This is a genomic window from Paenibacillus sp. FSL R5-192, from assembly GCF_000517845.1.
Classification (GTDB): domain Bacteria; phylum Bacillota; class Bacilli; order Paenibacillales; family Paenibacillaceae; genus Paenibacillus; species Paenibacillus amylolyticus.
This window is the reverse complement of sequence record NZ_ASPR01000007.1, coordinates 1-14,147: the sequence shown is the minus strand read 5'-3', so window position 1 is coordinate 14,147 and position 14,147 is coordinate 1. Positions and strand designations below refer to the sequence as shown.

Genomic DNA, 14,147 nt, shown 5'->3' with positions numbered 1-14,147 from the left:
CGGGATGCGGAATGACAAGACAGGAAAAAGGGTTGTGGACGGCTGTAATTGTCTTGACGCTAGGTATGCTGGTCATGGGTAGTGTGATGGCTATGCATGGTCTCAGACAGGGCAAAGACGAGGCAGATGCACCCCATGATGCCAATACGGAAGAAGGAAGCACCGTAGCGACGATCAACGGAGAAGTCATCACGGACAAAGAGTGGACCGATGCGCTGAAAAGACGCTATGGCAGCGAGTTATTACTCCAGATGTTAAACCGTAAAGCAGTATTTGCCGAAGCAATTGAACGCAAGCTGATCGTCACTCCCCAAGAGATTGCAAGAGAACTTGCCGCCGCGATGGATGGGTACGATTCAGAGAAATCATATTTTGACGAAATGCAGTCCCAATTGGGCCTGACGAAACAGGAACTTGAGTTGGAAGCCGGCTACAGGCTGCTGCTTGAGAAAATCGCAACGATCGGCATACAGATCAAGGATGCAGATATTGAGCATTACTGGACTGAACACCGTGAGGATTACGTTTCCCCCGAGAAATATGACTTGTCCATCATCGTAGTGAAGGAAGAAGAGGAAGCCGATTCCTTACTGGATGCGTTGGAGAAGGGACAAGATTTTGAAGAAGCTGCTCGCAGTCAATCTACGGACAGCTTCTCTCGTGATGCTGGTGGGAGGCTGGGATGGATTGAGCGTAATGATCCATTCCAGTCAGAAGAAATCCTTCAACTTGCTGCCGGGCTGGATGTGGGCGATATTGCTGGTCCAGTTCAAGTGGAAGAAGGCTATGTTATTATCAGACTTAATGATAAAGAAGAACGCCAGGTGCAATCGGCCGAAGAAGTCCGTGAGGAGATTCGAATGGAACTGGCTCTGAGTCAGGCTGATCCGTTGCCGCAGGTAGAGCAAATGCTGCGTAACAAGTATGAAGCCGTAATCCTGTCCGAGATTCCTGCCTCCTGAATGCAATGGAGAAGATTGTATCGTACTGCTGCATCTTGATAAAATACTCTGTCTGCGGTCTTAGGGCCAAAGGCAGAGTATTTTTTTTGAGTACTCATATTGACAATAAGGGTTAACGTTGATAAGATGAAAATAATAAATACCTACTCGTTTACTCGGATATAAAAGATTTATTTATGAACAAAGAAACTTTCGGAAACCTCCGCCCTGCTAGAAATCTTGGCAGTAAGGGATGGGATCAACAGGATTTCCGCAGTTCTTCTATAACAGCTAGAGGCTATCGGCCGCACAGTATAGGTTAACAGGACTCAAGTTTTATTCATCCACTAAGGAGGGCATTCATATGGCTAAAGTAGTTAATAACGTAACAGAACTCATCGGAGGTACTCCGCTTGTTCGTCTGAACCGTATCGTACCTGAAGGCAGTGCTGAAGTATTCGTGAAGCTGGAGTACCAGAATCCAGGTTCAAGCGTGAAAGACCGTATCGCAATTAGCATTGTGGAAGAAGCGGAAAAAGAAGGCAAGCTAAAACCAGGTGATACCATTATTGAAGCAACAAGTGGTAACACGGGAATTGGACTCGCGATGGTGGCTGCAGCCAAAGGCTACAAGTCCGTTATTGTAATGCCTGAGACGATGAGCTTGGAGCGTCGTAACTTGCTTCGTGCGTATGGTGCTGAGCTTGTGCTTACACCTGGAGCTGAAGGTATGAATGGTGCTGTTAAAAAAGCCGAAGAACTGCTGAAAGAAAACCCTTCCTATTTCATGGCTGAGCAATTTAAAAATAAAGCCAACGTGAAGATCCACCGTGAAACGACTGGCCCTGAGATTGTTGAAGCAATTCAATCTGTAGGCGGTACGTTAGATGCTTTCGTTGCAGGAATCGGTACAGGTGGAACAATTACAGGTACAGGCGAAGTGCTGAAAGAAGCTTTTGCTGGTATTAAAATTGTTGCGGTTGAGCCAGCAGCTTCGCCAATTCTGGCGGGCGGCAAACCAGGACCACATAAGATCCAGGGGATTGGTGCCAACTTTATCCCTGAGATTCTGGATCAGGAAATCTATGATGAGATCATTCACATTGAGAATGATGATGCATTCGAGACGGCTCGTCAGGTAGCGAAGGAAGAGGGCATTCTGTCTGGTATTTCTTCCGGTGCGGCGATCCGTGCAGGTCTTCAGGTTGCGAAACAGTTGGGTGAAGGCAAGCGCGTGGTCGTAATCGTGCCAAGTAACGGCGAACGTTACCTCAGCACACCTCTGTACAACTTCGAAGGCTAAGTCTACAAATGACAAAACCAATCCTCCTTGCCCGTATGACGGGTATGGAGGATTTTTGGCGTAATGCTTTTAAAAGGGGCGGCGCTTTAGTATACTATCAGACAATAGAACTAGCGACAGATGGAGGGCGGCACACCGCAATGACACACCTGATGACAACATACGCCGACTGGATGGAGTGGGCTGAACAAGGCTGGACCATGATGCCCTATATCACGAAGTCGGATGAGGGACCGTATCATGGCGGTTTACCGTTATCGTGGGAGGCAGCCTGGGAGCAGGCATCACCATACGCAATTGTGCTGGAGAATGGCAAAGGCGGGAGATATACATTTCTGGGGTTAGACCCCGTATCCGTTATTTCCGGTAAAGGTCAAGAAGCGATTATTCATGATGTGACGCAAGGAACCACCTCGACGGACAGCGGTAAGCCGCTTGATGTATTGAAGAGATGGACTGCCCCGTATAGCGCACTCAAGGTTAATGGGGCTCCAGACTTTGGGGGTGGATACGCGGGTTATCTCAGCTACGATGTAGCAAGATCATTGGAGAAGCTCCCAGACTTGGCTGAGGATAACCCGGCTTTGCCGGATTATTGGTGGATGCGCTTTGAAGAAATATGGGCGTATGACCATGAGCAGCAGGCGCTTTTCTGCATGGTTCATCTGGCTATAGAGGCTAACCGGAACGAAACGGATATCCGTAGCCTATATGCAACGGCCGAAGTACGAGCGACAGCGATGCAGAAACGTTGGCTTCATATTATGGGGGCTGCACAGGCTGAGGAACAACAACAGGCACTGGAACGCCGCAACAAGCAGGTCAATCGTACCCCGCAGCCTGAAGATGCGGAAAGGGAATCGGAAGGATGGGAAACCTCCTTTCCCCAGGAGGACTTTGAACAAGCTGTGCGTACGGTACAGGAATATATCAGGCAGGGCGATGTGTTCCAGGTGAATCTGTCCTTAAGACAGGAAAAGCGTCTTCATTCGAGCGCTGAGCATATTTATGAATGGCTGCGCCTTGTGAATCCATCACCATATATGGGTATGCTGCGTAGTCCAGACTTTCAACTGGTAAGTGGTTCTCCCGAACTTCTGGTCAAAGTGGAGAATGGCAAAGTCAGTGCACGTCCCATCGCAGGGACCCGAAGAAGGGGCCGGGATGAAGCAGAGGACAAAGCTATGGCGGATGAACTGCTCAGCAGTGAGAAGGAACGGGCGGAGCATATTATGCTCGTTGATCTGGAACGGAATGATATCGGACGGATTGCAGCCTACGGTTCGGTTCATGTGCCTGAATTGATGACCATCGAGAAGTATTCCCATGTCATGCATCTCGTTTCCCAGGTGGAAGGCAGGCTGGCAGAAGGGTTATCCGTATTTGATGTGATCGCTGCGACATTCCCGGGTGGAACGATTACAGGAGCCCCGAAAGTCCGTACCATGGAGATTATCGAGGAACTTGAGCCTGTGCGGCGTGGGCCTTATACGGGTTCCATCGGGTGGATGGATTACAGTGGGAATATGGAATTGAACATCGTCATTCGTACACTTGCCATTAAGGACGGTATTGGTTATGTACAGGCCGGGGCAGGGATTGTTATTGATTCCGATCCATATCGGGAATACAAGGAATGCCGCAACAAGGCAAGAGCCATGATGAGAGCTGTGAATTACAGCGAAGAGGCGGAAGCAAGCAGAGCTATTGAACAAGAACAAGCGGAGCGAACAGAAGCTGTTATTCAAAAATAAAACGAAGCAACCGTCACTTTCATTGACGGAAGATGAGGAGGAGCAGGCATATGATACTGGTTATCGATAATTACGATTCTTTCACGTATAACCTGGTTCAATATCTGGGTGAACTGGGCGAGACGGTGGAAGTTCGCCGCAACGACGAGATTGATCTGGCAGGCATAGAGGCACTGGCACCTGATCATATTCTGATCTCTCCGGGCCCGTGTACACCGAATGAAGCAGGCATTAGCTTGGCAGTCATTGATCATTTCAAGGGAAGCATTCCGATCTTTGGTGTTTGTCTGGGGCATCAGTCCATTGGACAAGCATTTGGCGGCAATGTCATTCGTGCGGAGCGCATGATGCACGGCAAAACATCCGAGATGCACCACAATGGGACATCGGTATTTGCCGGATTGCCATCTCCATTTACAGCTACCCGTTACCACTCCCTGATTGTCGAGCGCAGCAGCTTGCCTGACTGCCTGGAGATTACAGCGGAGACAGCTGAAGGTGAAATTATGGGTTTGCGCCACAAAGAATATGCGATTGAAGGTGTTCAGTTCCACCCGGAGTCCATTATTACAGACCATGGTCATCAGATGCTTCGTAACTTTTTGTCACAACAAGTGAAGGTATAACATGCAATATGCCGCGATAAACGGAGAGTTGGTCAATATGGCGGCGGCCGTGGTTCCTGTAACGGATCACGGCTTTTTGTACGGACTTGGACTGTTTGAGACGTTCCGGACGTATCGAGGTGTCCCATATCTTTTGGAACGGCATCTGGAGCGCATGGCTTCGGGATGTAAGGAACTTGGCATTCCTTTTACAACGACCGCCGCAGAGGTGACAGATTGGATTCAACGTTTGATGGATGCGAACGGACTTCGGGATGCGTATGTGCGATACACGGTATCAGCCGGTGAAGCACCGCTAGGCTTACCTTCTGGTGATTATTCAAGGCCAAATCATATTTTACTGGCAAAAGCATTACCTGAACCTTCTCCCTCTTTATATGAAAGCGGCAAAATGCTCCAACGGTTGTCTACACCTCGCAACACGCCCGAAGGAGAAGTTCGGTTCAAGTCGCTACATTACATGAACAGCATTCTGGCGAAACGGGAGCTTAATGGATACGGGCAGCATGTGCTGGGTGCAGAAGGGCTACAATTAACCCGTGATGGTTATGTGGCTGAGGGTATTGTTAGCAATGTGTTTTGGGTACGGGAAAATGTGCTTTACACGCCAGCACTCTCAACCGGCATTCTGCCGGGTATCACGAGAACTGTGGTAATGGAGATTGCCTCGCAGCAAGGAATTCCCTGCATAGAAACGCTAGCCTCTTGGGAGGATCTCCTGCAAGCAGATGAAATATTTCTAACCGGCTCGGTGGCCGAACTGGTTCCGGTTACAACTCTGCGGGATCAGGACGGAGCCGAAACGATAATTAGCAACGGACATATAGGCCCGGTTACAGCAGTCCTTCTGGGTATGTACCGGCAGAAAGCGGGGTATACTTCATGACACTTACACCTGTCATCTATGAACGGAACTATGCATGGGGGCCAGCTGAATTGAAGCTGGGTACAAGAACACAGATTATGGGCATTCTTAACGTCACGCCTGACTCATTCTCGGATGGTGGACGTTATACCAACGTGGAGCGGGCGGTTGCTCATGCCAAACAGATGATGGAGGACGGGGCGGACCTGATTGATATCGGCGGGGAGTCCACCCGACCAGGTTCAGATGTCGTGGGCGCCGATGAAGAGCTCAGCCGGATTATTCCGGTTATTGAAGCATTGCATCAGCAAGCCCCGCACATTCCGATATCGGTAGACACGTATAAAGCCGAGGTTGCACGTCAGGCTATTCTGGCCGGTGCCCATATTATTAATGATGTGTGGGGTGCCAAGGCAGATCCAGATATGGCCCGCACGGCAGCCGAATTGGGGTGTCCCATCGTTCTGATGCATAATCGGCAGGATCGGAATTACACCGATTATCTGAGTGATGTCGTCAGCGATTTGCAGGAGAGCATACAGATTGCATTAACAGCCGGCGTGAAAGCAGACCAAATTATCCTGGACCCGGGCATTGGTTTTGTGAAGGATCTCGGAGAAAATCTGAAGCTCATGTCATCGCTCGGTTTGCTCAATGAAATGGGATATCCCGTTCTGCTAGCCACCTCACGCAAAAGATTCATCCAGAACACCCTGAATGTCGGGGCGGATGATGCGCTGGAAGGAACGGCTGCCACCGTTGCATTTGGCATTGCCCAAGGCTGCCAGATGGTTCGGGTTCACGATGTGAAGCCGATTCGGCGGACGGCAGACATGTGTGATGCCATGTTGTATGCTTCTCCGGGTATACGGAGGAAATAATGTGGCGGGTCCCTGGTGACCCGTCCAGTGGAAGCGCAGCGTTTTTCAAAGGCGAAGCTAAGGCATGACTTCAAATAGATTAAAATTTCAATATATATAGAGGGCAGGCGGATCGTATGGATAGAATGGTATTGCATCGTATGGAGTATTACGGATATCATGGTGTTTTTGCAGAAGAACGGAAGCTTGGGCAGCGGTACTATATTGATCTGGAGATTGATATGGACCTGGGTGAGGCCGGACGTAACGATGATCTGACCAAAACGATTAATTATGCGGAGATCCATGAGCTGGTAAAACAGATTGTAGAGAATAAATCATTCCAGTTAATTGAAGCTTTGGGCGAACATATTGCATCTTCTTTACTAGACACTTATACTATTATCAATGCATTGACAGTCAAGGTGACGAAGCCACATCCGCCATTTGATATTCATTTTGAGGGCGTAACGGTAGAGCTTCGCCGCACAAGAAAGTGAGAACCGATCATGATTGCACATTCGACCTCTGAATCTTCAGAGGCTTATATTGCTTTAGGGGCCAATTTGGGTGACCGGGAACAGACGCTGTTTGAAGCATTGTCTTTGCTGGATGAACACCCTCATATATCCGTTCTGCGTTGTTCTGCACTATATGAGACGGAGCCTGTAGGATATGTAGATCAGCCTGCATTTCTGAATATGGCAGTCGCTGTACAGGTGATGCTGACACCAGAGCAGTTGCTCACGGAATTACTGGATATCGAGAATCGGCTTGGCCGTGTTCGTGATATTCGCTGGGGACCGCGCACCGTTGATCTGGATCTGCTCTGGATGCAAGGTGAGACGCGAGATACCGAATTGCTTCAATTGCCTCATCCTCGTATGGGAGAACGGGCTTTTGTGCTGGTCCCACTGTCGGATATCGTACCGGAGGGCGAGATTGCAGGTTTGTATACCTTTGTACACTCATCGTTGTCTGTACTGGATGGAAAGGATGGAATACAGCTTTGGAAAACATGCAATTGGCCAACCGAATCCGGGCATTCCGGAAGTTGAAAGGTTTAACACAACATGAACTTGCGGCCGAGACCGGCATCTCGCTGGCCATTCTGGGAACCATTGAACGGGGAAACCGTAAGGTATCACAGCAAGAACTCGATCGAATTGCTGGTGTGCTGGCAATCAGTATCGAGGAGCTGCGGGGCAACTAGGACCGTTTCGGTTTCGCCATGTTACAACAACCAAGACACCGATCAAACTTTATATCGTGATATATACAGAATTAAAAAAGGAGTGGAACGACTACCGTGCTTAACATTGGTGGCATTGAAATGAAAAACCAGGTCGTACTTGCGCCGATGGCTGGCGTATGTAATCCGGCTTTTCGTTTGATCGCAAAAGAATTCGGAACAGGTCTCGTATGCGCGGAGATGGTGAGTGGCAAAGCCATTGTCCATGGCAACCAGCGTACACGTGAGATGTTGTTTGTAGATGAGCGTGAGAAACCGCTGAGCCTTCAGATTTTTGGGGGAGATCGTGATTCCCTTGTAGAAGCAGCCAAAATCGTGGACAAAGAAACCAATGCAGACATCATCGATATTAACATGGGATGCCCTGTGCCAAAGGTAACGAAATGTGATGCCGGTGCACGTTGGTTGCTTGATCCGAACAAAATCTATGAGATGGTATCCGCTGTTGTGGACGCGGTGGAGAAGCCGGTGACCGTCAAGATGCGTATCGGCTGGGATAACGAGCATATCTTCGCGGTGGAGAATGCGCTCGCGGTTGAACGTGCTGGCGGACAGGCGGTAAGTGTACACGGCCGCACGCGTGAGCAACTCTATACAGGCACAGCTGACTGGTCACACATCAAAGATGTAAAAGAAGCTGTCTCTATCCCAGTGATCGGCAATGGTGATGTCCATACACCAGAGGATGCACGCCGTATGCTGGATGAAACGGGTTGTGACGGAGTTATGATCGGTCGTGCTGCCCTGGGTAACCCATGGATGCTGTATCGTACCATTCAATACTTAAGCACGGGGGAATTGCTTCCTGACCCGAATGGCGAAGAGAAGATCCGTGTTGCCATCCTGCATATGGATCGCCTGATCGCATTGAAGAATGAGACAGTTGCCGTACGCGAGATGCGTAAACATCTGGCTTGGTATTTGAAAGGTTTGAAAGGATCTGCCCGCATCAAGGATGTTATTATGGAAGGAACCAAGCGGGACGAGATGGTACAGATTCTGGAGAACTTTGTGAGTCAGCTGAAAAGCGAAGGTAATTTGGAGTCAGAACCGGTAATTGCCGGAAATGCATCTTAATTATAAACGCATCTGTAAAACGTTTACACCTATAGGGGACGTAACATTGACTTTTCGAGATCGTTCCCCTATAATTTCTCAGTATAAATTCGCCATGTGCGTTAATAAGGATATAGCATCAGGAGGAATATTCTATTCCTCTGGAGAACTTCATATAGTTTTGAAGATGTATGCGAGCGGAGCTCTGTAACAAGCACTGATTCCGTTGCCGTACAATCAAATTTATTCCCATGACAGGAGAATCGGTTGAGATGAGCGACAAGGAAGTTATCCTTACACCAGAAGGACTCAAGAAGCTGGAAGAAGAATTGGAAACATTGAAATCAGTGAAGCGCCGCGAAGTGGCTGAACGGATTAAGGTAGCCATCGGGTATGGAGATATCAGTGAAAACTCTGAATACGAAGACGCGAAGAATGAGCAAGCTTTCATCGAAGGACGTGTAATCACGTTGGAGAAATTGCTTCGTAACGCGCGGATTATTAACAGCGACGAGATCGATACCGATGCTGTAAGCGTGGGTGCAACCGTCACTGTAGAAGATCTGGAGTTTGGCGACATCACGGAATATACGATTGTAGGTACTGCGGAGGCAGACCCGCTTCAGAACAAGATATCGAACGAGAGCCCTGTAGGTAAAGCGATTCTCGGCAAGAAAAAAGGTACAGTTGTTGATGTAAGTGTGCCTGCTGGCGTAATTCAATATAAAATTATGGACATTAAAAAGCTATAGCAACGAAGCAGTTGGGCGCGGTAAACAAAAGCTTCCTTAGGGAAGCTTTTTCAACATTAGAGGAAAAACGTCCTCTCGCGATGCCTGCAATGTAAATAAGGAGATGAATACAGATCATGACGGATGAAGTCTTGAATCAGGAAACCGAACTTAGCGAGCTTTTACAAATTCGCCGTGACAAATTGGACGAGCTCCGCAAATTGGGAATCGACCCTTTTGGCCAAAAATACGTACGTACCGAAGAAGCCGGCTCCATTCTGAAGAAGTATGAAGAACTGACCAAGGAAGAGCTGGAAGAGAAGCACATCGAAGTCAGTATTGCCGGACGGATTATGGCGAAGCGGGGAATGGGTAAAGCAAGCTTCGCACATATTCAGGACCTGAGCGGCAGAATCCAGATCTATGTTCGTCAGGATAGCGTGCCTGAAGACAAGTATGCGGCATTTAGCCTGCTGGACCTTGGCGATATCGTTGGGGTAACGGGTGTGATCTTTAAGACCAAAACAGGTGAAACTTCTGTCAAAGTGAAAGATATTGAAGTGCTGTCCAAATCGCTCTATCCGCTTCCGGATAAATTCCATGGTCTCACTGACGTAGAGCTGCGTTACCGCCAGCGTTATGTTGACCTGATTATGAGCCCGGACGTACAACAGACCTTTATCGCACGTTCCAAAATCATTCAATCGATGCGTCGTTACCTGGATTCCCTTGGATATCTGGAAGTGGAAACACCTACGTTGCATACGATCGCAGGAGGAGCGGCAGCACGTCCGTTCATCACACATCACAATGCGCTGGATATGGAACTGTACATGCGGATTGCGATTGAACTTCACCTGAAACGTCTGATTGTTGGCGGGCTGGAGAAGGTATATGAGATCGGCCGTGTATATCGGAATGAAGGTATGTCCACACGTCACAATCCGGAGTTCACCATGATTGAATTGTATGAGGCATATGCCGACTACAAGGATATTATGCAATTGACGGAGAACCTGGTTGCTCATATTGCACAGGAAGTACTGGGTACGCAAGTGATCCAGTATGGAGATTATGAAGTAGATCTTACGCCGCAGTGGCGACGTGTTACGATGGTGGATGCAGTTAAGGAAGTTGTAGGCGTAGACTTCTCCGTACACATGACGGATGAGGAAGCACACAACTTGGCGAAGGAACATAAGGTTCCGGTTGAAAAACATATGACATTTGGTCATATTCTGAACGCGTTCTTTGAAGAATTTGTAGAAGAGACGTTGATTCAACCGACATTCATTATGGGACATCCTCTTGAGATCTCACCACTGGCGAAGAAAAATGATGTAGATCCGCGCTTCACGGATCGCTTCGAATTGTTCATCGTTGGACGTGAGCATGCCAATGCCTTCACAGAGCTGAATGATCCAATCGATCAGCGTCAGCGCTTTGAAGCACAGATGCTGGAGAAAGAACATGGGAACGACGAAGCTCATGAGATGGATGACGACTTCATCCGTGCGCTCGAATATGGTATGCCACCAACAGGCGGATTGGGAATCGGGGTTGATCGTCTGATCATGCTGCTTACCAACTCCCCGTCGATTCGTGACGTACTGCTCTTCCCGCACATGCGTCCTCGTACGCAAGATTAAATAAGGAACGTAGGATACGTTCATAATAGAAGAGGAACCTGCCGTTCAGTATCATGCTGGGGCAAGTTCCTCTTTAGGTTTACATAGACGCTAAAAATAAAGTTTGTCAGAAGGCCCTTGCTCACAGCACACCATAAGGGTAACACCGCGTCTTGAAATTGTTAGATTAACCTGTTCGTATTTTTGTTAAAAGAGGTGCCCTTCATGAAGTTCAGGCTTCACTTTGCCAAATTCTTATCTCCCCCGTTAATTCTGGTCGGTGGTTTTCTGCTTATCATTGCGATTGGAACGGTGCTTCTCATGTTGCCAATCTCCAACCAAAGCGGTATGCATTTGGCGTTTATTGACGCGCTCTTTACATCAACCTCTGCCGCATGTGTGACTGGACTTGTCGTTGTGGATGTAGGGACAACGTTTAATTTGTTTGGTCAGGTCGTCATTATGGTATTAATGCAGCTTGGTGGACTCGGATTCATGACCATGGCTACTCTCTTTGCACTTGTATTGGGCAAGCGTATCTCACTCAAGGACAGGTTATTACTCAAAGAAGCCATTAATGCGGACAGTATGGAAGGGATAGTACGCATTATACGCAAGGTGTTGATTTTCTCCTTTACCATTGAAGGGGTGGCTGCTGTCATACTTGCGCTGCGCTGGGCAACGGAGATGCCATTGGGGCAGGCCGTATACTATGGAATATTTCATTCCGTTTCATTGTTTAATAATGGCGGCTTTGATTTGTTCGGCAACAGCTTTCAATACTACACCGGAGACTGGATATTCAATGTGACTGCTTCTGTGCTCGTTGTCTCTGGTGGACTGGGTTTTGTTGTATTAAATGATCTGTTCGAGTATCGCAAACGCCGCCGTTTGTCTCTTCAGTCCAAACTGGTGCTGTCTGTATCCGGAGCGCTAATCGGTATAGGAGCGATTGTGTTGTTTGTTTTCGAATTCACCAATGGACATACACTGGCTTCACTCACATGGAGCGAGAAGATCTATGCGTCCTTCTTCCAGTCTGTCTCTACACGTTCGTCGGGAACGAGCACAATCGATATCACGGAGATGAGGCAGGCTACCCAATTCTTCTTCATTCTGCTGATGTTTATCGGGGCTTCCCCAGGATCGACCGGGGGCGGAATCAAGACGACTACATTCCTGATCATGATTGGTGCGGTGTATGCCATGATTCGGGGAAATAAGGATATTGTGTTTTTCCGCCAGCGTGTTCCGAAAGAACTGCTGATGAGGGCGTTGACCATTATTATGGTTTCTCTGATCATATTCATGATCGTGGTGATGCTTCTGCTTACGACAGAGGATGCGCCATTCCTTTCACTGATGTTTGAAGCTGCATCCGCAATCGGTACCGTGGGTCTTTCTGTGGGAGTGACTGATGAGTTGACCAATTGGGGAAAAATCATCATTACCTTTACAATGTTTGTAGGTCGGATCGGGCCATTAACCATCGCGTATGCCCTTCGTCCGCGCAAAGAGAAGAAACTGTATCGTCATCCGGAGGGCCGGATCATTATCGGATAAAAAGAAAAACCGTCAGACATTCAGAACTAACTCCTGTTATCGTAACGGGCCTTAGTCACAACGAATGTGCTGCGGTTTTTTTTGGTTTAACGGCACAAGGAAGCAAGATGCAAAGTGAGAACATCGTCCATGAGCTTGGCATTCATCTGATCCGGTCTAAGCACGGTATGTATGCCTAAGCCATCTACCAGTGCATACAATCTCTCGATCTCCAGTTCTTTGTCCAGATCGGGTCTGGAGAGGTCGTGCTTTATCAGGTAGTTGATAACAGAACCTACAGCTTGTCTGAGTTCATCATATACGGTATTAGCAAGTTCTTTGAGTGTAGGATCGGTATTCGCTCTGGCTGTAAAAGCGTACCACACCTCCATTTCGGCCAGTTTTTCTTCCGTGTTTGGTAAGAATTCGAGCAATAGGCATTTCATATTGTCCATGGGAGAGCCGGTAAAGGACATTTTTTGGACTCGACGAGACACCCGTTCAGATACCAAATTCATGGCATATCGTAGTAGTTCCGATTGAGTAGAAAAGTAGTGACGCATCGAACCAACCGAAACTCCAGCTTCTTCAGCAATATTCCGAACAGAGGCCTGTTCCATGCCATCTCTTCGTATAATACGCCAAGCTGCCTCGGCCACGAGCACGCGCTGTTTATCGTGATCAACAAGTTTAGGCATAGGCATATTATATCACTGTTGATTATTATAGTACACACGTGCTAAATTATATTTAATACATTTGTATCAAAAAAAGGAGAGGCTGAAATGATTGGTTATTTCATTATAGGTTGTGAGATTGCCTTTTGGGTGTTTGTGTTCGCAGGTCTGAGTGTCAGGTATCTCCTTGGCATGAAGCGAATAGGCATCGGTTTGTTAATGGCGACGCCGGTTATCGATCTGGTATTGCTGGTAGCTACAGTTATGGATCTACAGCGAGGAGCTACAGCAAGTATGATTCATGGTATAGCTGCGGTGTATATAGGAGTAAGCATTGCCTATGGTCACCAGATGATCGCTTGGGCGGATCGATATTTCCTATATTGGTTCAAAGGTGGAGAAAACCCTCGTAGTAACAAGTTATATGGTAGAGAACATGCGAGTCGTGAGCGTAGTGGATGGTTTAGACATCTATTGGCTTGGGCTATAGGAAGTGCTTTTTTATTGGCCATGATATGGTGGATTGGAGATGCTGAACGTACAGCTGTCTTCAATAATTTGATCAGAGTGTGGGGATTGATACTCGGTATCGATTTTCTGATAAGTTTTAGTTACAGTTTATGGCCAAGAAAGGTTCCTGCTAGGAATGTTAAACGTTAAAGTGAAAATGGACGTGCGTATGAACTTGCTAAGTTGGGAGAATACCATATGTACGTCCGTATTAGATCAATCCGATTGTTAATATAGTTTCAAAAAAAGACTTGCATTCAATATCTGTACATGGTATATTCTAATTCCGGCCAAGAAAACATGGTTTACACGGTGCGGCAAGCAAATGAAATAAGCTTCGAAAGAAACTTAAAAAAAAGAGCTTGCAAAGTTGGTTCGGATGTGATAAGATATAAAAGTTGC

Annotated in this window: 15 protein-coding genes; 14 read left to right on the top strand and 1 reads right to left on the bottom strand. The window is 47.6% G+C overall.

Going from position 1 to position 14,147, the window contains the following annotated elements:
* Positions 1 to 11: 11 nt before the first annotated feature.
* The 13 genes from C161_RS04390 to C161_RS04330 all read left to right on the top strand — a co-directional run bounded on the left by C161_RS04390 (position 12) and on the right by C161_RS04330 (position 12,579).
* Positions 12 to 962 carry a peptidyl-prolyl cis-trans isomerase gene (locus tag C161_RS04390; RefSeq protein ID WP_036668450.1) on the top strand — a complete coding sequence of 317 codons (951 nt, stop codon included), beginning with the start codon at positions 12 to 14 and terminating at the stop codon, positions 960 to 962.
* 343 nt (positions 963 to 1,305) lie between these two features.
* A complete protein-coding gene (gene cysK / locus C161_RS04385; protein WP_036668448.1) occupies positions 1,306 to 2,244 on the top strand; it encodes a cysteine synthase A in 939 nt (312 codons plus the stop codon).
* A 140-nt stretch (positions 2,245 to 2,384) separates the two neighbouring features.
* Positions 2,385 to 3,998, top strand: coding sequence for an anthranilate synthase component I family protein (locus C161_RS04380; RefSeq protein ID WP_036668446.1), 1,614 nt, complete (start codon positions 2,385 to 2,387; stop codon positions 3,996 to 3,998).
* Between the two features lie 50 nt (positions 3,999 to 4,048).
* Positions 4,049 to 4,624, top strand: coding sequence for an aminodeoxychorismate/anthranilate synthase component II (gene pabA / locus C161_RS04375; protein WP_036606106.1), 576 nt, complete (start codon positions 4,049 to 4,051; stop codon positions 4,622 to 4,624).
* A gap of 1 nt (position 4,625) precedes the next feature.
* Positions 4,626 to 5,510 carry an aminotransferase class IV gene (locus C161_RS04370; protein ID WP_036668443.1) on the top strand — a complete coding sequence of 295 codons (885 nt, stop codon included), beginning with the start codon at positions 4,626 to 4,628 and terminating at the stop codon, positions 5,508 to 5,510.
* Positions 5,507 to 6,370 (top strand): dihydropteroate synthase, encoded by an 864-nt coding sequence (gene folP / locus C161_RS04365; RefSeq protein WP_036668441.1) that lies wholly within the window; start codon positions 5,507 to 5,509, stop codon positions 6,368 to 6,370. The genes C161_RS04370 and folP overlap by 4 nt, the downstream gene beginning before the upstream one ends.
* Before the next feature lie 116 nt (positions 6,371 to 6,486).
* Positions 6,487 to 6,849, top strand: a complete 363-nt coding sequence (gene folB, locus C161_RS04360) for a dihydroneopterin aldolase (RefSeq protein WP_036606103.1) — start codon at positions 6,487 to 6,489, stop codon at positions 6,847 to 6,849.
* A 9-nt stretch (positions 6,850 to 6,858) separates the two neighbouring features.
* Complete coding sequence (gene folK / locus C161_RS04355; protein ID WP_036668440.1) at positions 6,859 to 7,407, top strand: 2-amino-4-hydroxy-6-hydroxymethyldihydropteridine diphosphokinase; 549 nt, start codon at positions 6,859 to 6,861, stop codon at positions 7,405 to 7,407.
* Positions 7,404 to 7,562: a helix-turn-helix domain-containing protein gene (locus tag C161_RS04350; RefSeq protein WP_373865045.1), complete on the top strand. Its 159-nt coding sequence runs from the start codon at positions 7,404 to 7,406 to the stop codon at positions 7,560 to 7,562. Before folK ends, C161_RS04350 begins: the two co-directional genes overlap by 4 nt.
* Before the next feature lie 96 nt (positions 7,563 to 7,658).
* Positions 7,659 to 8,678 (top strand): tRNA dihydrouridine synthase DusB, encoded by a 1,020-nt coding sequence (gene dusB, locus C161_RS04345; protein ID WP_036606100.1) that lies wholly within the window; start codon positions 7,659 to 7,661, stop codon positions 8,676 to 8,678.
* A 251-nt stretch (positions 8,679 to 8,929) separates the two neighbouring features.
* Positions 8,930 to 9,409 carry a transcription elongation factor GreA gene (gene greA / locus C161_RS04340; protein ID WP_036606099.1) on the top strand — a complete coding sequence of 160 codons (480 nt, stop codon included), beginning with the start codon at positions 8,930 to 8,932 and terminating at the stop codon, positions 9,407 to 9,409.
* A gap of 116 nt (positions 9,410 to 9,525) precedes the next feature.
* Positions 9,526 to 11,037, top strand: coding sequence for a lysine--tRNA ligase (gene lysS, locus C161_RS04335; protein WP_036606098.1), 1,512 nt, complete (start codon positions 9,526 to 9,528; stop codon positions 11,035 to 11,037).
* Between the two features lie 204 nt (positions 11,038 to 11,241).
* Complete coding sequence (locus tag C161_RS04330) at positions 11,242 to 12,579, top strand: TrkH family potassium uptake protein (protein WP_036668437.1); 1,338 nt, start codon at positions 11,242 to 11,244, stop codon at positions 12,577 to 12,579.
* A gap of 86 nt (positions 12,580 to 12,665) precedes the next feature.
* Here C161_RS04330 and C161_RS04325 read toward each other — a convergent pair whose 3' ends face one another.
* Positions 12,666 to 13,256: a TetR/AcrR family transcriptional regulator gene (locus tag C161_RS04325; protein WP_036668480.1), complete on the bottom strand. Its 591-nt coding sequence runs from the start codon at positions 13,254 to 13,256 to the stop codon at positions 12,666 to 12,668.
* Positions 13,257 to 13,343: 87 nt separating this feature from the next.
* Between C161_RS04325 and C161_RS04320 the strand changes: the two genes are divergently transcribed.
* Positions 13,344 to 13,895, top strand: a complete 552-nt coding sequence (locus tag C161_RS04320) for a hypothetical protein (RefSeq protein ID WP_036668435.1) — start codon at positions 13,344 to 13,346, stop codon at positions 13,893 to 13,895.
* Positions 13,896 to 14,147 lie beyond the last annotated feature (252 nt).